Annotated in this window: 21 protein-coding genes and 1 pseudogene; 11 read left to right on the forward strand and 11 right to left on the reverse strand. The window is 72.4% G+C overall.

Features of this window, described 5'->3' with window-relative positions; all coding sequences use genetic code 11:
- A partial coding sequence (locus ABZE72_RS09095) for an acyl-CoA carboxylase subunit beta (protein WP_372728724.1) occupies window positions 1-1,123 on the reverse strand: 1,123 nt, incomplete at its 3' end.
- Between the two features lie 66 nt (window positions 1,124-1,189).
- Here ABZE72_RS09095 and ABZE72_RS09100 point away from each other — a divergent pair.
- From ABZE72_RS09100 to purE, 5 genes are all read left to right on the forward strand, one after another.
- Entirely contained in the window at window positions 1,190-1,987 is a 798-nt protein-coding gene (locus tag ABZE72_RS09100; RefSeq protein ID WP_372728704.1) for a biotin--[acetyl-CoA-carboxylase] ligase, read from the forward strand.
- 146 nt (window positions 1,988-2,133) lie between these two features.
- On the forward strand, window positions 2,134-3,120 hold the full coding sequence (locus ABZE72_RS09105) for an adenylate/guanylate cyclase domain-containing protein (protein ID WP_372728705.1): 987 nt from the start codon (window positions 2,134-2,136) through the stop codon (window positions 3,118-3,120).
- A 106-nt stretch (window positions 3,121-3,226) separates the two neighbouring features.
- Complete coding sequence (locus tag ABZE72_RS09110; protein ID WP_372728706.1) at window positions 3,227-3,550, forward strand: winged helix-turn-helix domain-containing protein; 324 nt, start codon at window positions 3,227-3,229, stop codon at window positions 3,548-3,550.
- A gap of 10 nt (window positions 3,551-3,560) precedes the next feature.
- Window positions 3,561-4,718: a 5-(carboxyamino)imidazole ribonucleotide synthase gene (locus ABZE72_RS09115; protein WP_372728707.1), complete on the forward strand. Its 1,158-nt coding sequence runs from the start codon at window positions 3,561-3,563 to the stop codon at window positions 4,716-4,718.
- Between the two features lie 8 nt (window positions 4,719-4,726).
- Complete coding sequence (gene purE / locus ABZE72_RS09120; RefSeq protein WP_372728708.1) at window positions 4,727-5,245, forward strand: 5-(carboxyamino)imidazole ribonucleotide mutase; 519 nt, start codon at window positions 4,727-4,729, stop codon at window positions 5,243-5,245.
- Between the two features lie 5 nt (window positions 5,246-5,250).
- On the opposite strand, the gene ABZE72_RS09125 is transcribed toward purE, so the two are convergent.
- The 8 genes from ABZE72_RS09125 to ABZE72_RS09160 form a co-directional block, all read right to left on the reverse strand.
- Window positions 5,251-5,907: a response regulator gene (locus tag ABZE72_RS09125; protein WP_372728709.1), complete on the reverse strand. Its 657-nt coding sequence runs from the start codon at window positions 5,905-5,907 to the stop codon at window positions 5,251-5,253.
- Window positions 5,904-7,124, reverse strand: a complete 1,221-nt coding sequence (locus ABZE72_RS09130; protein ID WP_372728710.1) for a sensor histidine kinase — start codon at window positions 7,122-7,124, stop codon at window positions 5,904-5,906. The genes ABZE72_RS09125 and ABZE72_RS09130 overlap by 4 nt, the downstream gene beginning before the upstream one ends.
- Window positions 7,121-8,188 (reverse strand): acyltransferase family protein, encoded by a 1,068-nt coding sequence (locus tag ABZE72_RS09135; protein ID WP_372728711.1) that lies wholly within the window; start codon window positions 8,186-8,188, stop codon window positions 7,121-7,123. The genes ABZE72_RS09130 and ABZE72_RS09135 overlap by 4 nt, the downstream gene beginning before the upstream one ends.
- Window positions 8,185-9,141 (reverse strand): D-alanine--D-alanine ligase, encoded by a 957-nt coding sequence (locus tag ABZE72_RS09140; protein ID WP_372728712.1) that lies wholly within the window; start codon window positions 9,139-9,141, stop codon window positions 8,185-8,187. Before ABZE72_RS09140 ends, ABZE72_RS09135 begins: the two co-directional genes overlap by 4 nt.
- On the reverse strand, window positions 9,138-10,307 hold the full coding sequence (gene alr / locus ABZE72_RS09145; RefSeq protein ID WP_372728713.1) for an alanine racemase: 1,170 nt from the start codon (window positions 10,305-10,307) through the stop codon (window positions 9,138-9,140). The genes ABZE72_RS09140 and alr overlap by 4 nt, the downstream gene beginning before the upstream one ends.
- Window positions 10,304-10,939, reverse strand: a complete 636-nt coding sequence (locus ABZE72_RS09150) for a M15 family metallopeptidase (protein WP_372728714.1) — start codon at window positions 10,937-10,939, stop codon at window positions 10,304-10,306. The genes alr and ABZE72_RS09150 overlap by 4 nt, the downstream gene beginning before the upstream one ends.
- Before the next feature lie 90 nt (window positions 10,940-11,029).
- On the reverse strand, window positions 11,030-11,485 hold the full coding sequence (gene arfB, locus ABZE72_RS09155; protein WP_372728715.1) for an alternative ribosome rescue aminoacyl-tRNA hydrolase ArfB: 456 nt from the start codon (window positions 11,483-11,485) through the stop codon (window positions 11,030-11,032).
- Between the two features lie 7 nt (window positions 11,486-11,492).
- On the reverse strand, window positions 11,493-11,903 hold the full coding sequence (locus ABZE72_RS09160; protein ID WP_372728716.1) for a CoA-binding protein: 411 nt from the start codon (window positions 11,901-11,903) through the stop codon (window positions 11,493-11,495).
- 180 nt (window positions 11,904-12,083) lie between these two features.
- Here ABZE72_RS09160 and ABZE72_RS09165 point away from each other — a divergent pair, with 180 nt between their 5' ends.
- The 4 genes from ABZE72_RS09165 (at window position 12,084) to paaI (ending at window position 15,285) form a co-directional block, all read left to right on the forward strand.
- The gene (locus ABZE72_RS09165) at window positions 12,084-13,256 is read left to right on the forward strand and encodes an acyl-CoA dehydrogenase family protein (protein ID WP_372728717.1); all 1,173 of its coding nucleotides are present in this window, start codon (window positions 12,084-12,086) and stop codon (window positions 13,254-13,256) included.
- A 277-nt stretch (window positions 13,257-13,533) separates the two neighbouring features.
- Window positions 13,534-13,863 (forward strand): plasmid stabilization protein, encoded by a 330-nt coding sequence (locus ABZE72_RS09170; protein ID WP_372728718.1) that lies wholly within the window; start codon window positions 13,534-13,536, stop codon window positions 13,861-13,863.
- Between the two features lie 117 nt (window positions 13,864-13,980).
- Window positions 13,981-14,814, forward strand: coding sequence for a sigma-70 family RNA polymerase sigma factor (locus ABZE72_RS09175; protein WP_372728719.1), 834 nt, complete (start codon window positions 13,981-13,983; stop codon window positions 14,812-14,814).
- 39 nt (window positions 14,815-14,853) lie between these two features.
- On the forward strand, window positions 14,854-15,285 hold the full coding sequence (gene paaI / locus ABZE72_RS09180) for a hydroxyphenylacetyl-CoA thioesterase PaaI (protein ID WP_372728720.1): 432 nt from the start codon (window positions 14,854-14,856) through the stop codon (window positions 15,283-15,285).
- A gap of 3 nt (window positions 15,286-15,288) precedes the next feature.
- Here paaI and ABZE72_RS09185 read toward each other — a convergent pair whose 3' ends face one another.
- Entirely contained in the window at window positions 15,289-16,161 is an 873-nt protein-coding gene (locus ABZE72_RS09185; protein ID WP_372728721.1) for a crotonase/enoyl-CoA hydratase family protein, read from the reverse strand.
- Complete coding sequence (locus tag ABZE72_RS09190) at window positions 16,158-17,411, reverse strand: LCP family protein (RefSeq protein ID WP_372728722.1); 1,254 nt, start codon at window positions 17,409-17,411, stop codon at window positions 16,158-16,160. The genes ABZE72_RS09185 and ABZE72_RS09190 overlap by 4 nt, the downstream gene beginning before the upstream one ends.
- Before the next feature lie 22 nt (window positions 17,412-17,433).
- On the opposite strand from ABZE72_RS09190, the gene ABZE72_RS09195 reads away from it, so the two are divergent.
- Together ABZE72_RS09195 and ABZE72_RS09200 are read left to right on the forward strand one after the other, a co-directional pair.
- Window positions 17,434-17,943: an acyl-CoA thioesterase gene (locus ABZE72_RS09195; protein ID WP_372728723.1), complete on the forward strand. Its 510-nt coding sequence runs from the start codon at window positions 17,434-17,436 to the stop codon at window positions 17,941-17,943.
- 117 nt (window positions 17,944-18,060) lie between these two features.
- Window positions 18,061-18,918 (forward strand): annotated as a pseudogene (locus tag ABZE72_RS09200) (LytR family transcriptional regulator); the annotation flags it as partial.

An 18,918-nucleotide genomic window follows, 5' to 3' on the forward strand; every position in this document is an offset into this window, starting at 1 on the left:
AGGTCAGCACCGGGATGTTGAACGCGTCGCAGAACCGCACGAAGCGGGCGGCCTTCTCGCTGGCGTCGATGTCGAGGGTGCCGGCGAACTGCATCGGCTGGTTGGCCACGACGCCCACCGGCCGGCCCTCGACCCGGCCGTAGCCGATGATCAGGTTGGGCGCGAACAGCTCCATGACCTCGAGGAACTCCTCGTCGTCGAGGACGGCGGTGATCACGTCGTGCATGTCGTAGGGCTGGTTCGGGCTGTCGGGGATGATCGTGTCGAGCGAGCGGTCGAGGTCGGAGAACTCGAGGTCCGCGACCTCGTCGTAGACGACCGGCTCGTCGAGGTTGTTCTGCGGCAGGTAGCTCAGCAGGGCCTTGACGTACTCGATCGCGTCCTCCTCGTCGGAGGCCATGTAGTGGGCGTTGCCCGACTTGGTGTTGTGGGTGCGCGCCCCACCGAGCTCCTCCATCGAGACGTCCTCGCCGGTGACGGTCTTGATCACGTCGGGGCCGGTGATGAACATGTTGGAGCTGCCGTCGACCATGATCGTGAAGTCGGTGACGGCCGGGGAGTAGACGTGACCACCGGCGCAGGAGCCCATGATCATCGAGATCTGGGGGATGACGCCGCTGGCGTGCACGTTGCGGCGGAAGATCTCGCCGTACAGGCCGAGCGAGACCACGCCCTCCTGGATGCGGGCGCCGGCGCCCTCGTTGATGCCGATGATGGGGCAGCCGGTCTTGATGGCGAGGTCCATCACCTTGGTGATCTTGTCGCCGTAGACCTCGCCGAGGGACCCGCCGAAGACGGTGAAGTCCTGGGAGAAGACGCAGACCTGGCGGCCGTCGACCGTGCCGTAGCCGGTGATCACGCCGTCGCCGTAGGGGCGGTTCTTCTCCAGCCCGAACGCGGTGGAGCGGTGCCGGGCGAGCTCGTCGAGCTCCACGAAGGAGCCCTCGTCGAAGAGCATCTCGATCCGCTCGCGGGCGGTCTTGCGCCCCTTGGCATGCTGCTTCTCGACCGCCTTGGCCGAGCCGGCGTGCACCGCCTCGTCGAGCCGACGGTCGAGATCGGCGAGCTTGCCTGCGGTGGTGTGGATGTCGAGGTCCGCGGGAACGTCGGTTCCCTCGCCCACGCCCGGGCTTGGCTGTGCAGTCACGATTCTGGCCTCCTCAAGGGTTCGTGGGTCAATGTAGTGCCCGTGACCGACGACCCGAGCGCGCGCCCACCCCTCGACGCATCCCGCCTCGCCGCGGCCGACCTCGGACGGGTGGAGGTGGTGGCCGAAGCGGCCTCCACCAATGCGCTCGTCGCGGATCGGGCCCGGGTCGGCGAGCCCGAGGGTCTCGTCGTCGTCGCCGAGCACCAGACCAGCGGGCGGGGCCGGCTGGACCGGACCTGGCAGACACCGGACCGTGCCGCGCTGACCTTCTCGGTGCTGCTGCGCCCGAAGGCCGCGCCCGCCGCCTGGCCCTGGCTGCCGCTGCTCGCCGGGTACGCCGTGGGTCGTGCGCTCGAGGAGGTCGGGTTGCGGGCGGGGCTGAAGTGGCCCAACGACGTCCTGCTGGACGACCTCAAGGTCGCCGGCATCCTGACCGAGCTGGTGGAGACCCCCGACGGCCCGGCGGCCGTGGTCGGCATCGGGCTCAACGTCAGCACCACCGCCGAGGAGCTGCCGGTGGACACCGCCACCTCGCTGGCGCTGGCCGGCGCCACCGGCCTGGACCGGACCGACCTGCTGGCCACCCTGCTGCGCACCCTGCACACCGAGTACGCCGCCTGGCAGGCCGGGAACGGCGCGGAGCTCCGTGCGGCGTACACCCGGGCCTGCGTGAGCCTGGGTCGTCAGGTGCGAGTCGACCTGCCCTCGGGCGAGGTGCTGAGCGGCACGGCGGTGGGCATCGACCCGGACGGCCGACTGCGGGTGCGCACCGGGACCGGCGAGGTGAGCGTGGGGGCGGGTGACGTCGTGCATGCTCGCGCTACGGGAGAAGCCTGAGGATCGCCTCGATCGATGACATGATCCGGGGGTGGTGAACTTCCAGGGGGTGCTCGACGACGGTGCGTCCGTCGCGCCGAGCGCGCGCGCCCGTGGGCGCCTGGTGCAGTCCCGCGATCGCCGTGACGTCGACCGGTGTTCCGGCCATGTCGGAGGCTGAGGAGCCGGTCGTCCAGGATGCGCTGGAGCAGGCCATCCTCGGCGAGGAGTTGGTCTACACCGCCCACGAGGTCGCCGAGGCGACCGGGGTGACGATCGAGGAGGCGCAGCGACTGTGGCGCGCGCTGGGCTTCCCCGAGCGCGGACTGGAGACCGCGTTCACCCGGGGGGACGTGGCTGCCGTCTCGATCCTGAACTCCGTGGTCGACTCCGGACTGATCGACTTCGACACCGCGGTCAACCTGACCCGGGCGGTCGGTCAGACGATGGCCCGCCTCGCCGACTGGGAGGTCGGCACCCTCGTGCACCGCATCGAGAAGCTGGAGCGCGGCGACCAGGCCACCGGCAGTCGGATCGGCTCGGCGCAGCGGATGATGGAGGGGCTCAACAAGCCCTTCGAGGGGCTCCTCCTCTACGCCTGGCGCCGACACCTCGCGGCGGCGGTCGCCCGGATCGAGGCGTTGGGGGCCAAGGAGGAGGACCTGCACACCAGTCAGGTCACCGTCGGGTTCGCGGACATCGTCAGCTTCACGGCCCTGTCGAACGAGATCAGTGAGGCCCGGATCGGCGACCTCGTGGAGGTCTTCGAGTCCCGGTGCGCCGACGTGGTCGCGGGCCAGCGGGGCCGGATCATCAAGAGCATCGGCGACTCGGTGCTGTTCGTGAACGACGACCCGATCAGCGCCTACGACACCGCCGAGGGGATCATCAGCGTCATCGGGCGCGACGACCGGATGCCGGACGTCCGGGTCGGGCTGGCCACCGGCTCGGTGGTCATGCGCCTGGGCGACGTCTTCGGGCCACCGGTGAACCTGGCCTCGCGGCTGACCGCGGTCGCCCGCCGCAACCGGGTGATCATCGACGCGGCCACGGCCGCGCTGCTGCCCGCCGACCAGTTCGAGACCCGGTCCCTGCCGGCCCGCCCGGTCCGCGGGTTCGGCATCGTCGAACCCGTCGCCGTACGGCGGCACTGAGGCCCCTGTCGGCCCCGGCAGCGACCGGACCGGACCAGTTGGATGATCGTGCAACCAATTTGGGCATTTCGGCCCGGCGCGGGGGCCGCGTTCCTACCGTGGGGAGATGTACGAGGTCCAGGACGTCCGGCTCGACCCGGTCGCGCGCCTGGTCTGGCGTGGTGGCGACGAGGTGGAGTTCTCCCGCAAGGAGTTCGACCTGGTGCACGCCCTGATCGCCCGGGCGGGTGAGGTGGTCACCCGCGACGAGCTGATGCAGAACGTCTGGCACACCAGCTTCTGGACCTCCTCGAAGACCATCGACGTGCACCTGGGCTGGGTGCGCCGCAAGCTCGGCGACGACAGCCGCAGCCCCCGACTGATCACCACGATCCGCGGCCACGGCCTGCGCTTCGAGACCGAGGATCCCCGGCGCCGCGACGGTCACTAGTCTGGGGCCCGTGCCTGAGTCCACCCCCACGCTCGCCATCATCGGCGGCGGCCAGCTCGCCCGGATGATGGCGCAGCCGGCCATCGCCCTGGGCCTCCCGCTGCGCCTGCTGGCCGAGGCCGACGGTGTCTCCGCCGCCCAGGTCATCCCCGACCACGTGGTCGGCGACTACCGAGACCTGGCCACCCTGCGCGCCGTGGTCGCGGGCTGCGCCGTGGTGACCTTCGACCACGAGCACGTGCCCACCGACCACCTGCGGGCCCTGGAGGCCGACGGCGTGGCCGTTCGACCCGGCCCCGACGCCCTGGTGCACGCACAGGACAAGGGTGTGATGCGCGCCCGGCTGGCCGAGCTCGGCGTTCCGTGCCCGCGCAACGCGCTGGTCGCCGACCAGGCCGCGGTCGAGACGTTCGGCTTCCCGTGCGTACTCAAGACCACCCGGGGCGGCTACGACGGCAAGGGTGTCTGGTTCGTCCGCTCGCTCGAGGACTGCGCGGAGCCCTTCCGGGTGGCCGCGGAGACCGGGGTCGCCCTGCTGGCCGAGGAGCTGGTCGACTTCCGCCGCGAGCTCTCCGCCCTGGTCGTGCGCGCCCCGAGCGGGCAGGCCGCGGCGTACCCCGTGGTGGCCTCCACACAGCGCGACGGGATCTGCCACGAGGTGGTGGCGCCGGCGCCGGACCTGTCCCCGCAGCTCGCCGGCGAGGCCCAGGAGATCGCGCTGCGGATCGCCGGCGCCCTGGGCGTGACCGGCGTGCTGGCGGTCGAGCTCTTCGAGACCAACGACGGCCGGGTGCTGGTCAACGAGCTCGCCATGCGTCCGCACAACACCGGGCACTGGACCCAGGACGGCGCAGTGACCTCGCAGTTCGAGAACCACCTGCGGGCCGTGCTCGACCTGCCCCTGGGCTCCCCGGCGCCGCGAGCGAGGTGGACCGTGATGGTCAACATCCTCGGCGGGCCGCACGACGCCGGGCGCCTGTACGACGGTTTCCCGCACGCCCTGGCGCGCGACCCGCACCTGCGGGTGCACCTGTACGGCAAGGACCTGCGCCCGGGGCGCAAGGTCGGCCACGTCAACGCCTACGGCGACGATCTCGAGGACTGCCTGGAGCGGGCGCGGCACGCCGCCGCCTGGTTCCGTGGAGACCTCGGCAACGAGAGTGAGTGAGTCAGAGCATGGGTGAAGTGCGCGTCGGCATCGTGATGGGCTCGGACTCGGACTGGCCGGTGATGAAGGCCGCGGGGGAGGCGTTGGCGGAGTTCGACGTCGCCTTCGAGGCCGACGTCGTCTCGGCCCACCGGATGCCTGCGGAGATGATCGCCTACGGCGAGCAGGCGGCCGGGCGAGGCCTGGCGGTGATCATCGCGGGGGCCGGCGGAGCCGCACACCTGCCGGGGATGCTGGCCGCCGTCACGCCTTTGCCGGTGATCGGGGTGCCGGTCCCGCTCAAGCACCTCGACGGCATGGACTCGCTGCTCTCGATCGTCCAGATGCCGGCCGGCGTCCCGGTCGCCACCGTCGGGATCGGCAACGCCCGCAACGCGGGCCTGCTGGCCGCGCGGATCCTGGCCGCGTCCGACCCCGAGCTCCGGCGCCGGATGGTCGACTTCCAGGCGGACCTCAAGCAGGCGGCCTTCGACAAGGGTGCCGTCGTCCGCAACGAGGCCTCGGGAGCCCACAAGCTCGGCTTCTGAGCGCCTCAGCCGGTGAGTCCGTGCTCGTGGGCGAAGACCACGATCTGCACCCGGTCCCTCAGCCCGAGCTTGCGCAGGATCGCGCCCACGTGGGTCTTCACGGTCGACTCGCTGGCGTAGACCTGCCCGGCGATCTCGGTGTTCGACAACCCCGCCGCGACCGCCCGGAACACCTCGCGCTCCTTGTCGGTGAGGGCGACGTACGACGCCGGCGTCTCGCGTCGGCTCCGGAACTGGCCCTCCAGCAGCGTGGAGAGGTCCTGGGGGGCGAGCACGGCGTTGCCGGCGTGCACGGTCCGGATCGCGTCGCGCAGCTGGACCGGCGTGGTGTCCTTGAGCAGGAAGCCGCTGGCGCCGTACCGGATCGCGGTGGCGGCGCGGTCGTCGAGGTTGAAGGTGGTCAGCACGATCACCCGCACCGGCCGGCGGCGCCGGGCAGCCCGCTCGGGCGCGAAGATCTGCCGGGTCGCCTCGACGCCGTCCATCTCGGGCATCCGGATGTCCATCAGCACCACGTCGGGCTGCAGCTCGTCCACCATCCGCACGGCCTCGATGCCGTCGCCGGCGGCTCCGACCACCTCCATCCCGTCCTGGGCGTTGACGATCACCGAGACCCCTTCGCGGAAGAGGTCCTGGTCGTCGACCAGCAGCACCCGGATCACCGCTGGGCCCCCAGCGGGATCCAGGCGGTGACGGTGAACGTGGGACCGACCTGCTCGCTGCGACGACGTACGTCGAGTCGGCCGCCCACCGACTCCAGCCGGCGGCGCATGCCCTCAAGGCCCTGGCCGGCCTCCCCGGTCGAGTCGCCGGCGACGTTGCGCACCTCCAGCCGCAGCTCGCCCTCCCAGTGCCGCTCGACGTGCACGGGCTCGCCGCGGCGGCCGTGCTTGATCGCGTTGGTGAGCATCTCCTGCAGGACCCGGAAGGCGACCACGTCGACCTCGGGCGGCAGCGGCCGCGGCGTGCCGATCTCGACCGCCTCGACCCGGTGGCCGCTGGCCCGTACGCCCTCCACGAGGCTGTCCAGCCCGCCGGGGCGGACCGCGGCGGGCTGTCCGGCCGTGGTGCTGAGCACCTGCCGGACGTCCTGCAGCGAGGTCCGGGCCGAGGTCGCGATGGTCTCCATCGTCTGCTTGAGCCTCTCGGTGTCCTCGGCGCCGACGAACTGCGCGGACTCGGCCTGGGCGAGGATCACGGCCAGCGAGTGGCCGACGACGTCGTGCACGTCCCGGGCCAGGCGGGCCTGCTCCTCGCGGAGGTGGGCGATCTCCTGGGCCTGCTCGGTCTCGCGGTGGGCCCGCGCAGCGTCCTGCTCGGCGGCGACCTGGGAGACCTCGGACTGCCGGGCGCGAGCGCCGAAGCGCAGCGCCAGGCCGGCCAGCCAGGGCAGGCCGAGGAAGGCGATCCCGAGGGCAGCGGCCACCAGGCGCCAGGTCACGCCCATCGGGTAGACGCTGCTGAGGATCGTGCCGTAGGCGATCCGGTCCACCAGCACAGTGGACAGGTTGGGGTCGAGGAAGAGCACCGCCACGACGGCCGCGGCCGGCATGGAGAGGGCGCTGAGCCAGACCGTGCTGGTGGTTCCCCAGCGGGCGGTGCCGAAGGCCACCATGGGGGCGACGACCATCTCCACCATCAGGATCGGGGTGCCGGCCGACACCTGCAGCACGCAGACCAGCCAGAGCACGGCCAGCGCGACGGCCGGTGCCTGCCGGACGAGCGCTCCCGCCACCGTCATCGCCAGCGCGATCATCACCAGGGTGACCCGGGCGCCGGTGTCGTGGACCACGAGCGTGAAGGCCTCGAAGATGCCCATGAACGCCACCGCCAGGCCGACCCCGAGGTCGGGCAGCCAGGTGCGCAGCGTGGGGTTCATGCCGGCACCGCCATGGCGGCGCGGTGCGCTCGCCGGTCACGCAGGGGACGCTCGACCAGGCGCCAGCTGAGTGCTGCCGCCAGGACCGTCCCGAGCGCCGCGACCGGACCCGCCCAGCCGTCGAGGCCGGGGCGGAGCCAGAGGGTCAGCGGGTAGTTCCACAGGTAGGCGGCGTACGAGACGGTCCCCAGCAGGACGAGGGTGCGGCCGACCGGATGCGTCACCTCGATCCAGGTGCGCCACTGGAGCAGGACCAACGCGGTGAGGGCGGCGATGGCGGGGCCTCCAGCCAGGTAGGTGAGTGCGTGACCCCGCAATGGAATCACGCTGAGCAGCCCCAGCAGCACCAGGCTGGACACGACCAGACCGGTCCGCCCCGGCCACCGGTCGGCGAGGACCCGGGAGCCCGCGCCGATCACGAAGCAGAGCGCCCAGGACGTGGGCAGACCGTAGGCGAGGTCGGGGTCCTCGGCCAGCCAGAGCAGGGTGAGTGCGGCCGCGACCAGGCAGGCGGTCGAGGCGATGACGAGGGCGGTGCCGATCCGCCCCCGGGTGGCGGCGAGGACCAGGACGGCGGGCCACACCAGGTAGAACTGCTCCTCGGTCGCGAGCGTCCACAGGTGGAACGTGGCGTCGCTGCCCTGGTCGAACGGGAGGTTGGCCGTCCAGGTCAGGGCGACGACCAGCGTCCGCCCGAGCTCCTCGCGATCACCGAGCGGGTCGAGGATCAGCGTCACCGCCGCGACCGCCACCATCAGCACCAGCAGGGCCGGCACCAGGCGCTCGGCGCGACGGCGGTAGAAGCGAGCCAGGTCGACGCCCCCGGTGCGGGCCAGCTCGTCGAGCAGCAGACCGGTGATCAGGTGACCGCTGAGGGCGAAGAACATCACCACGCCGACCACCCCGGCTCCGGGGAAGAGGTCCGGCCAGGCGTGGCGCAGCATCACCAGCCCGACGGCGATCCCGCGGAGCAGGTCGATGCCGTCGACCCGGGTCCGTCCGGCGGTGCCCGCCGGCGCGGTGACAGCCACCTTCGTGGCGCTCGAGGCGCTCGTGGCGTTCATCGGCCGGCCCCCGCTGTGAGCGCGCCCTCGACCAGCAGTCCGAGCAGCGCCGGGTAGGGCACCCCGGCCGCCGCGAACATCCTCGGCACCTGGGACTGCTCGGTCATCCCGGGCATGGTGTTCACCTCGTTGAGCACGGCGCCGTCGGCGGTCCAGAAGAAGTCGACGCGGGCCACGCCCGCGCACCCCAGCGCGTCGTACACGGCCAGCGCCGCGTCCTCCAGCTCCTTGCGGGCCACGTCGTCGAGCTCGGCGGGCAGCCGGAAGTCCGCGCTGCCGTCGTACTTGGTGTCGAGGTCGAAGACCCCGTCGACCACGATCTCGAGCGCCGGTCCCACCAGTCGGCTGCCGTCGGGTCGGGTCAGCACGGCCAGGTCGATCTCGCGCCCCACCACGAGCTCTTCGACGAGCACCCGGTCGTCCAGGGTGAAGGCCGCCTCGAGGGCCGGCGCCAGCTCGCCCGGACGGCGGACCAGGCTGACGCCGTGGCTGGAGCCGGCGCGGACCGGCTTCACGACCACGGGGCCGGTCCACAGCACGGCGTCCCGCCCGGCCCGGGTGACCAGGCGTCCCGGAGCGGTGGCCACCCCGACGGCCTCGGCCACCAGCTTGGTCGCCCACTTGTCCATCGCCAGGGCTCCGGCGCCGACACCGGAGCCGACGTACGGCAGGCCGGCGAGCTCGCAGAGCGCCGCCAGGGTGCCGTCCTCCCCACGGGGCCCGTGCACGATCGGCATCACGACGTCGCAGCTGCGCAGGACGTGCAGGGCACCGGTCAACCCGACCGGTCGACCGCACCGGTCGCGCCAGGTGCCGTCGCGGTCGATGCCGAGCCGCACCACGTCGTACGACGCGGGGTCGAGCGCCGCTGCCACCGAGGCGGCCGAGGCGAGGGAGACGTCGTGCTCGCAGTTCTGTCCGCCGCCGATCACGGCGACCCGAGGGCGGCTCATCGGCGGTCACCGGCGACGCTGAGCAGCGCACCCGTCCGGACGGTCCGCCGCACCCGGGCGCCCACGCCGGTCACGATCTCGTGCTCGAGGGTCTCCGCCCACCGCGCCCAGTCGGCGACCGTCGGCTCACCCAGGCCGCCGGGCCCGAAGACCGTGACGACCTCGCCCGGCGCGACCGGGTCGTCCCCGACGTCGATGACGACCTGGTCCATCGAGATCCGGCCGATCACCGGCCGCCGACGGCCCTGGACCAGCACCTCGGCCCGGTCGGAGGCTGCCCGGGGCAGACCGTCGGCGTACCCCAGCGCGACCAGGGCGAGGTGGGTGCGCCCGACCGTCACGGCGGCGTGCCCGTAGCCGACCGGCGTACCGCCGCGGACCTCGCGCACCGAGACGACCGGAGCGGTCAGGGTGAGGGCGGGGCTGAGTGGCGTGGTCCCGGTGGGATCGATCCCGACGAGGCCAGCTCCGACCCGACTCATCGTGTGGTGGCTCAGCGGGTCCAGGAGCGTGGCCGAGGTCGCGGCCAGGTGTCGGACCTCCGGGCGCAGGCCGACGGCCCGAGCAGCGCCCAGGGCCCACCGGAAGCGCTCACGGCCCAGCCGGTTGCAGGGGTCGTCGGGCCGGTCGGCGCACCCGAGGTGGCCCATCACCCCGACCACGCGGAGCAGGCCCTGCTGCTCGGCACGGCGGGCGGCCCGGCAGAGCGCCGGCCACTGCGAGGGGCTCGCTCCGTCGCGGGCCATCCCGGTGTCCAGGTGCAGGTGCACCCGGGTCGGCGCGGCTGCCCGCGTCCTGGCCCCGGCGACCGCGGCCAGGTGCTCGAGGCCGGGCACGGCGAGGTCGATGCCGGCGGCGGCGGCGGCACCGAAGTCGGCGTCGACCGGGTTGAGCCAGCTCAGCAGGGGCGCCGCCAGTCCGGCGGCACGCAGCTCCGCGGCCTCGTCGAGGCTGGTCACGCCGAGCCAGGAGGCGCCGTGGGAGAGCGCGGTCCGGGCCACCGCGACAGCCCCGTGGCCGAAGCCGTCGGCCTTGACCACCGCCATCAGCGCCCCCCCGGCGCGGGCCGCGAAGACCTGGGTGTTGGCGGCGACGGCGGCGAGGTCGACGGTGAGCTCGGGGGCGGACCGGGCCGCGGAGGTCGCGGCCAGGGCGAGCGCGTTCATGCCGCCACCCGGGCCTCGGTCGGGCCGTAGAGGGCGTGCGGGGCCCCGGTGGTCAGCGCCCAGTAGCGGTCGCCGAAGCTCCAGTGCCACCACTCGGTGGGGTAGTTCACCAGGCCGGCGCCTGCGAGCGCCCTGGCCAGCAGGGTGCGGTGCACCCGCGCCTCGCGGGATATGTCGGCGGCCGCGAAGTAGCAGCGTCCCCGGCTCTGCTCGGGGGTGGCGTCGAGGGGGCAGCCCAGGTCGAGCTGGGTGCCGTCCGTGTCGACCAGGGTCAGGTCGACGGCCGCTCCGGCGACGTGCGGCGCCACGGCGAGGGGCGCGACGTACCGGCTGGTGAGGTGGTGCAGCTCGTCGGGGCCGATCCCGGGACGCGCGGCCCGCAGCTGGGCGGAGTACGCCGCGATGATCCGCTGCTGGTCGGCGACCGGACGGTGCCCCTCCACCACGTGCAGGAGGACCCCGGTCGGGAGCTCGGCAGCTGCCTCGAGCAGCCGGTCGCGCAGGCCTGGGCGGACCAGCGGCGCGGAGCCGGGGCATGCCGAGTGGAGGAGGGCGGGGAGCGCCACCAGGGGCTCGCCGTCGTCGTGGAGCGGGACCGCACTGACCCGGGGGTCCGAGAGGAGGATCGTCATGACCCCGACGCTAGGTAGCCACGGGGGTGGACCACCTCCACCTGAGGTGCCGACCTGCTGTCCTCGGGGACGAGAGATCGGTACCTCGGCTCAGGCGTCGCGGACCCGCCCGCGCATCGCCTTGGTCGCGCCGCGCTGCTTCTTGGCCTCGAGGCGTCGTCGCTGGGAACCACGGGTGGGCCGAGTGGGGCGGCGCGGCGGGGTCGGCGGCGCCAGCGCCGTCCGCAGCAGGTCGGCGAGACGCTCCCGGGCGGCCACCCGGTTGCGGTGCTGGGAGCGGTGCTCGGAGGCGACCACGACGACCGTGGTGCCGACCAGCTGGCCGGCCAGGGCGGTGAGCGCCCGTGCCCGTCGCGGCTCGCTCAGCGCGCTGGAGGCGGCCACGTCGAAGACCAGTTCGACCCGGGTGTCGCTGGTGTTGACCGACTGGCCGCCGGGGCCGGGGGAGCGGGAGAACCGTTCGACCAGCTCGGTCGCCGGCACGACGAGCCCGGCGGGCAGACCGGGGCCGCTGGGGACGCGCAGGTCCTCGCCCGGTCGGCTCACCGTCGCCTCATCGGGGGCGCCGCCACTCCATCTTGGGGCAGGTGTCCATCACCATCGGGACGCCCGCGGCCTGGGTGCGCAGGAACGCCTCCTCGTCCACGACGCCGAGCTGGAACCACACGCCCTTCGCGCCGATCGCCACCGCCTGGTCGGCGACCTCGCCGGCCGACTCGGAGCGTCGGAAGACGTCGACCACGTCGATCCCGAACGGCACGTCGGCGAGGGAGGCGTACCCCTGCTCGCCGAGGACCACCGGAGCGGAGGGGTGGATCGGCACGATCCTCTTGCCCCGCGACTGCAGCAGCGCCGCGATCTCGTACGCCGTACGGCTGGGGTCGCCGGACAGGCCGACCACCGCCCAGGTCTCGCAGTCGTCGAGCATGAACCGGATCGCCTCGGAGTCCTGCCAGTCAGCCATCCCCCCAATCTAGCCAGAGGCCGCTGACCTGCCAGTTGTGGTTGGCCACTGAGCGCTCACCTGCCACTTTCGGTTGCCCGCGGACCGCCCACCTGCCGGGTCGGACCCGCACTGCACCCCCCGTCCCCTCGCGAAGACTCGCTGACGGGGCGCCCGCCCGCCGCCCGTAGGATTTGGCCCATGAGCTCCGACTTTCCCCTCTTCGCCCTCTCGGAGGAGCACCAGGCCATCCGCGAGGCCGTTCGCGCCGTCTGCGACGCCAAGGTCGCGCCGTACGCCACGGAGGTCGACGAGGACGCGCGCTATCCGCAGGAGGCGGCCGACGCGCTGCTCGCCTCGGACTTCCACGCCCCGCACGTCCCGGAGGAGTACGGCGGTGCCGGGGCCGACGCGCTCGCCACCGTGCTGGTGATCGAGGAGATCGCCCGCGCTTGCGTCAGCTCCTCGCTGATCCCGGCGGCCAACAAGCTCGGCTCCCTCCCGCTGCAGCTCGCCGGCTCCGAGGAGCTCAAGAAGAAGTACCTCTCCAAGCTCGCCTCCGGTGAGGGCGGCTTCTCCTACTGCATCTCCGAGCCGGACGCAGGCTCGGACGCGGCCGGCATGAAGACCCGGGCCGTGCGCGACGGCGACGACTGGATCCTCAACGGCGTGAAGCGCTGGATCACCAATGCCGGCGTCTCGGAGTACTACACCGTGATCGCCGTGACCGACCCCGACCAGCGGACCCGCGGCATCTCGGCGTTCGTGGTGGAGAAGTCCGACGAGGGTGTCTCGTTCGGGGCGCCTGAGAAGAAGCTCGGCATCAAGGGCAGTCCGACCCGCGAGGTCTACTTCGACAACGTGCGGATCCCGGCCGACCGGATGATCGGCGCCGAGGGCACCGGCTTCGAGACGGCGATGCGGACGCTCGACCACACCCGCGTCACGATCGCCGCGCAGGCCGTCGGCGTGGCCCAGGGTGCCCTCGACTACGCGCTCGGCTACGCCAAGGAGCGCCAGCAGTTCGGCAAGGCGATCGCGGAGTTCCAAGGGCTTCAGTTCATGCTCGCCGACATGGGCATGAAGGTCGAGGCCGCCCGCCAGATGACGTACGCCGCCGCCGGTCGCTCCGAGCGCGGGGACGCGGACCTCACCTTCTTCGGCGCGGCCGCCAAGTGCTTCGCCTCCGACGTCGCGATGGAGGTCACCACGAACGCCGTCCAGGTGCTCGGTGGCTACGGCTACACGCGTGAGTACCCGGTCGAGCGGATGATGCGCGACGCCAAGATCACCCAGATCTACGAAGGCACCAACCAGGTGCAGCGGATCGTGGTGGCCCGCCAGCTGCTCGCCGGGATCCAGTCCGAGCTCTGAGCGAGCGACCACTGCGCCCACTGCCCCGTCTCGGTCTCCGGGCGGGGCAGTGTCGTCCGCACCCGCGCATGGGTCGCCGTCGAGCGGGTACGGCGTCCTCACGGGCCCGGAACCCCGGTCGTGCGATCCACCAGTGCACGGTCGAGGTTCCTCGGGCCCGGCCAACTTCTCCGGCCACCTTCTCCGGCGAACTCGTCCGGATTCGCACGGCCGGCCGGTGTGGATCCGCCGTCGCTGGGTAAAGAGCCTCGCACCAACGTGTGCGAGGAGGGGTCTCATGCCGCGGCAGTCCTGGAGCGAGAAGCGCGAGCGTCAGTACGAGCACATCAAGGAGGGCCTCACCGACCGCGGTCGGGACGAGGCGACCGCCGAGGAGATCGCCGCCCGCACCGTGAACAAGGAGCGCGCTCGCTCCGGTGAGTCCGAGCAGGCGAGCCGCACCTCCACCGATGACATCTCCTCGGGTCGGCGCGGGGGTCTCAGGTCCCACGCCGGCGCCGGCGGCCGCACCCGCGACCAGCTGTACGCCGAGGCGCGCAGCAAGGGCATCGACGGCCGGTCGACGATGACGAAGGCCGAGCTCGAGCAGGCCCTTGATGACAGGTGACACCTTCACCCAGCGGGGTGAGCCCTGTGGGGTCGAGAGGTGCGAGAGTCGAGTGTTGTCCGGATCCGTAGCTCCAAGCACACTGATTTTCGGGAAGGTGTGGTCGAGATGAGCCTGATGACGGCGCCAGAGCCAGTCCAGGACGAGGTGCCCGAGCCGGGGGAGTCACCGACGCCGACCGAGTCCGAGGCCACCACGGCCCGCGCGCGCAGGCGAGCGGAGACCGCCCGACTCCTCGAGGAGGCGTACGACGCTCCCGCCGAGCGCACGGCGTTGCTCCACGAGGAGGTGATCCGCCTCAACATGGTGGTGGCCGCCGAGATCGCCCGCCGCTACCACGGTCGCGGGATCGCCGGCGACGACCTCAACCAGGTGGCCTACCTCGGGCTGGTCAAGGCGGTGCGCGGCTTCGACCCCACCCACGGCTCGGACTTCCTGAGCTTCGCGGTGCCCACGATGCGGGGGGAGATCCGGCGCTACTTCCGTGACCACGGCTGGACGGTCCGTCCGCCGCGCTCGATCCAGGAGATCCAGGCCAAGCTCACGGCCGCCGAGGGCGAGCTCTTGCAGTCGCTGGGCAGGTCGCCGCGTCCCTCCGAGTTGGCCGAGCACCTCGGGGTCGACCTCGAGCTGGTCGTCGACGCTCTCGCCGCCAACGGGTGCTTCTCGCCCGTCTCGCTGGACACCCCGATCGGCGAGGGCGAGGTCGGACCGGGCGACCGCCTCGGTGGCTGGGACCCGGCCTTCGGCAGCGCCGAGGCACGGGTGGCGCTGCAGCCCCTGCTCAGCAGTCTGACCGCGCGCGAGCGGCAGATCCTCGAGATGCGCTTCGTCGGCGGGTGCACCCAGGCCGAGATCGGCAAGGCCATCGGGGTCACCCAGATGCAGGTCTCCCGGCTGCTCACCCAGATCCTCGGCAAGCTCCGTCAGCGCCTCGAGCAGGCCGCCTGACCCGCGCCGGGAGCCGGACGACAGGGCTAGCCTGAGTCGGTGACGCCCGACGACCTCGCCCGCCTCAGTGCGGCCGCGATGTGGGCCGACGACCGGGCCAGCCAGGCCCTGGGCATGCAGGTGGACGACGTCGGGCCGGGGCGCGCCGTGCTGCGGATGAGGCTGCGCGAGGACATGGTCAACGGCCACGGCATCGGCCATGGCGGGCTGACGTTCGCGCTGGCCGACTCGGCGTTCGCCTTCGCCTGCAACTCGCACAACCGGCGCACGGTCGCCGCCGGCGCCGAGATCCGGTTCCGGGCGCCGACCCGGCTCGGCGACGAGCTGGTGGCCACCGCGGTGGAGCGCAGCCGAGAGGGCCGCGACGGCACGTACGACGTCACGGTCGCCGTCGGCGACACCGTGGTCGCGACCTTCGTGGGCCGCTCCCGCGAGATCGGGGGAGCGTTGGTGGAGCCCGAGGCGACCTGAGGGTCAGCCGGGGAAGATCCGCGGCAGCTGCGAGGCCGACCCGGTGAACTCGGGGGCGCGCTTCTCGCGGAACGCGGCCACCCCCTCCTTGCCGTCACCGATCGAGGTGAAGAACATCGCCAGCGAATCGGACAGGTGGGCCTCGAGCGGGTCGGCGGCAGCGCCGTTGCGGTAGAGCAGCTGCTTGGCCAGGCCGAGGGCGACGGGGGAGCGACCGACGACGAAGGACCGGGCCAGCTCCTGGGCGGCGGGCAGCAGCTCCTCGGGCTCGTGCAGCGACCGGACGAGCCGGCCCGCGAGCGCCTGTTCGGCGGTCAGGATGTCAGCCGCGTAGACCCACTCCAGGGCCTGCTGGATGCCCACGATCCGGGGCAGGAACCAGCTGGAGGCCGCCTCCGGCACGATCCCGAGCCGGCCGAAGACGAAACCGATCCGAGCGCGGGTCGAGGCCATCCGGATGTCCATGCCCAGGGTCATCGTGGCGCCGATGCCGACCGCGGCCCCGTTGATCGCGGCGATCACCGGCTTGGGCAGCGCGTGGATCGCCAGGGTCACGCGACCCCCGGTGTCGCGCAGGCCGTCGTGGTACGGCGCCTCGGTGAGGTGCTCGGCCAGCTCGTCGGGCGTGGGGTCGAGGGACTCGTCGAGCCCGAAGACGTTGCCCTCGGCGGAGAGGTCCATCCCGGCGCAGAACGCCCGCCCGGCCCCGGTGACCACGACCGCGCGGACGGAGTCGTCGCGGGCGTCGGTGAGGAAGAACCGCTCGAGCTCGCGCGCCATCGTCAGGTCGAAGGCGTTGAGGGCGTCGGGCCGGTTCAGCGTCAGGGTGGCGACGCCGTCGTCGTCGAGCGACCAGTCGAGCGTCTGGTAGCTCACCCGGTCACGCTCTTGGGCAGCCCCGAGGGCGTACACAGGCTCTTCGGGATGCTCTCGGTGTCGTCATTGATGATCGCGCGGAACATCTTCGGCGCGCGCTCGCTGTCCCAGTGCACCGCCAGGTCCGCGATCGGCACGCCGCAGGTCAGGCCGTTCTCGCCGTTCACCCGGGTCATCGCGGAGGCCCAGAGGGCGGCGCGCACGGGGCTGGCACCCTCGCCGAAGGCGAACGACTCGGGAGCCGCCATCGCGAGGTCCCAGTACCGGAACGGGTTGATCACCGACATCGGGGAGACGACCTTGCGCCCGACCGCCGAGACGACCTCGCGCTGGTGCTTGGCCCGGGTGATGTCGCCGTACTGGGGGTCGGTCTTGCGGGAGCGGGCGAAGCCGAGCGCGGTCTTGCCGTCGGCCTGCTGGCAGCCCTTCTTGATGTCGAGGTTGGCGAGCTTGTCCTCCATGTCGACCGTCGGGCAGATCTCGATCCCGCCGACGGCGTCCACCACGTCCACGACGCCGCCGAGGCCGATCTCGACGTAGGCGTCGACCCGGATGCCGGTGTTCTGCTCGATCGTGCGCACCAGCAGCTTCGGGCCGCCGTAGGCGAAGGCCGCGTTGATCTTGCTGGAGCCGCGGTCCGGGATGTCGACGATGGAGTCGCGCGGGATCGACATCAGCAGGTTCGGGCCACTGCCGGTGTGCAGCAGCATGATCGTGTCCGTGCGCTGGCCCGCGGCGTTGCCGGTCCCCAGCTCGCGACGTTGCTCGGGGGTCAGGCCGGCGCGCGAGTCGCTGCCGACCAGGAGGTACGTCGTGCCGGGCTGCTCGGCGGGCCGCTTGCCCTTGGGCTCGAAGTTGACCTTCTCGACCTTGGTCCAGGCGAAGAGCGGGACTGCGACGAGGTAGACGATCCAGAGCAGCACCAGCGCCAGCACGTAGACCATCCGGAAGCGCGGACGGCGGGCGTCGCCGCCGCTGGCCGGGGTGCTCCGCGGCGGGGTCGGTGGAGTCGGGCGTCCCGAGGCGGCCGGGGTGGGCGCAGCCGGGCGCCGGGAGCCCTCCCGGGGGACGGTCGGCATCACCCGGGTCTCGTCGGGACGCGGCTGCCGGGGCACAGCCCGGGTCGCGTCGTCGTCGGGGGTCTTCGCCGAGCTCGATCCGTAGAGCCAGTTGTACTCGGGGGTCCCCTTCTCGGGACCCTCCGAGCCGGTGCGATCGCCAGCACCGTCGCGGGGGGGACGTTCAGCCATGCCCAGACGCTACCGTGCGCACATGACTGCGGACCTGATCGCCCGCTCGCCGTCCTACGCCCGCGTCTCGCTGGCCGTGATGACGTCGGGTCGCGAGGCGAACCTGCTGGGCAACATCCACGGCGGGGAGATCATGAAGCTGGCCGACTCCACGGCGGGGGCTGTCGCCCAACGCCACAGTGGAGGTCCGGCGGTGACGGCGGCCATGGACGAGATGGCGTTCCTCGAACCCGTCCACGTCGGGGACATCGTGCGCACTCTCGCCCAGGTGAACTGGGCCGGCCGTTCGTCGATGGAGATCGGGGTGCGGGTCGAGACCCAGCCCTGGAACGACCCCTCGGAGCGCTCGCTGCACGTCGCCTCGGCGTACTTCGTCTTCGTCGCCGTGGATGCCGACGGCCGCGCCCGGGAGGTGCCGCCGCTGCTGCCCGAGACGCCCGACGAACTGCGTCGGATGCGGGAGGCGGAGATCCGTCGGGCGCACCGGTTGGCGAAGAAGGAGGAGATCGCCACGGGGCGCCGTACGACCTGAGGAGCCGGCGATCGCTCCGCACGCTGTTCCGGGCCACCGGCGCGTCGCGACGCGGTGTGACCCCTGTGACTGGTGATACTGGCGGGCAGTACTTCCCCACAGCAGAGAGGCATCTCGATGCCACCCGTCACTTCCCCCGGGTTGCACGACAGCCACCGTGCGGCTCCGCGCTTCAGCGCGGGCGACCGAGCGGCTCGCGTGCGCTTCCGCCGGGCCATGGCCCTGATGGTGATGACCCTCCTGCTGCCGGGCTCGGCCCAGCTCGTCGCCGGTAACCGCCGGGTGGGCCTGGTGGCGCTGCGCGTCTGGTTCGGGCTGATCGCCGTGGTCCTGGCGACGTTCCTGCTCGCCCTGGTCTGGCACGGCTTCGCCTTCTGGATGGTCTTCGACACCCTCGCCCTGGGGGTGATCCGGTTCGCGCTGATGCTGGCCGCCATCGGCTGGGCGGTCCTGTTCATGGACGCGTGGCGGATCGGCCAGCCGCTGACGCTCGCCCAGCACCACCGGCGCGCCGTGGTGGGGGTCAACGGCTTCCTCTGCCTCTCGGTCGCCGGCAGCCTGCTCTTCGGTGCCCACCTCGTCGGCGTCCAGCGCGACCTCGTGATCAGCATGTTCGGCAGCGACCAGGTCAACGGCGCGAACGACGGACGCTTCAACGTCCTGCTCGTCGGCGGCGACTCCGGCGCCGGTCGCTGGGGCCTGCGGCCCGACTCGATGACCGTGGCCAGCGTCGACGCCGTCACCGGCCGCACCGTGCTGATCGGGCTGCCACGCAACATGGCGAACTTCCCGTTCCGCAAGGGATCGGTGATGCACGAGCAGTTCCCCGACGGTTTCAACTGCGAGGGCTGCTACCTCAACGGCGTCAGCACCTGGGCCGCGGACAACACCGAGCTCTTCGCCGACACCGAGACCCCGGGCATGGACGCGACGATCATGGCGATCGAGGGCATCACCGGCCTGCGGATCAACTAC

The sequence above is a fragment of the Nocardioides sp. genome (genome assembly GCF_041600255.1).
Lineage (GTDB): Bacteria > Actinomycetota > Actinomycetes > Propionibacteriales > Nocardioidaceae > Nocardioides.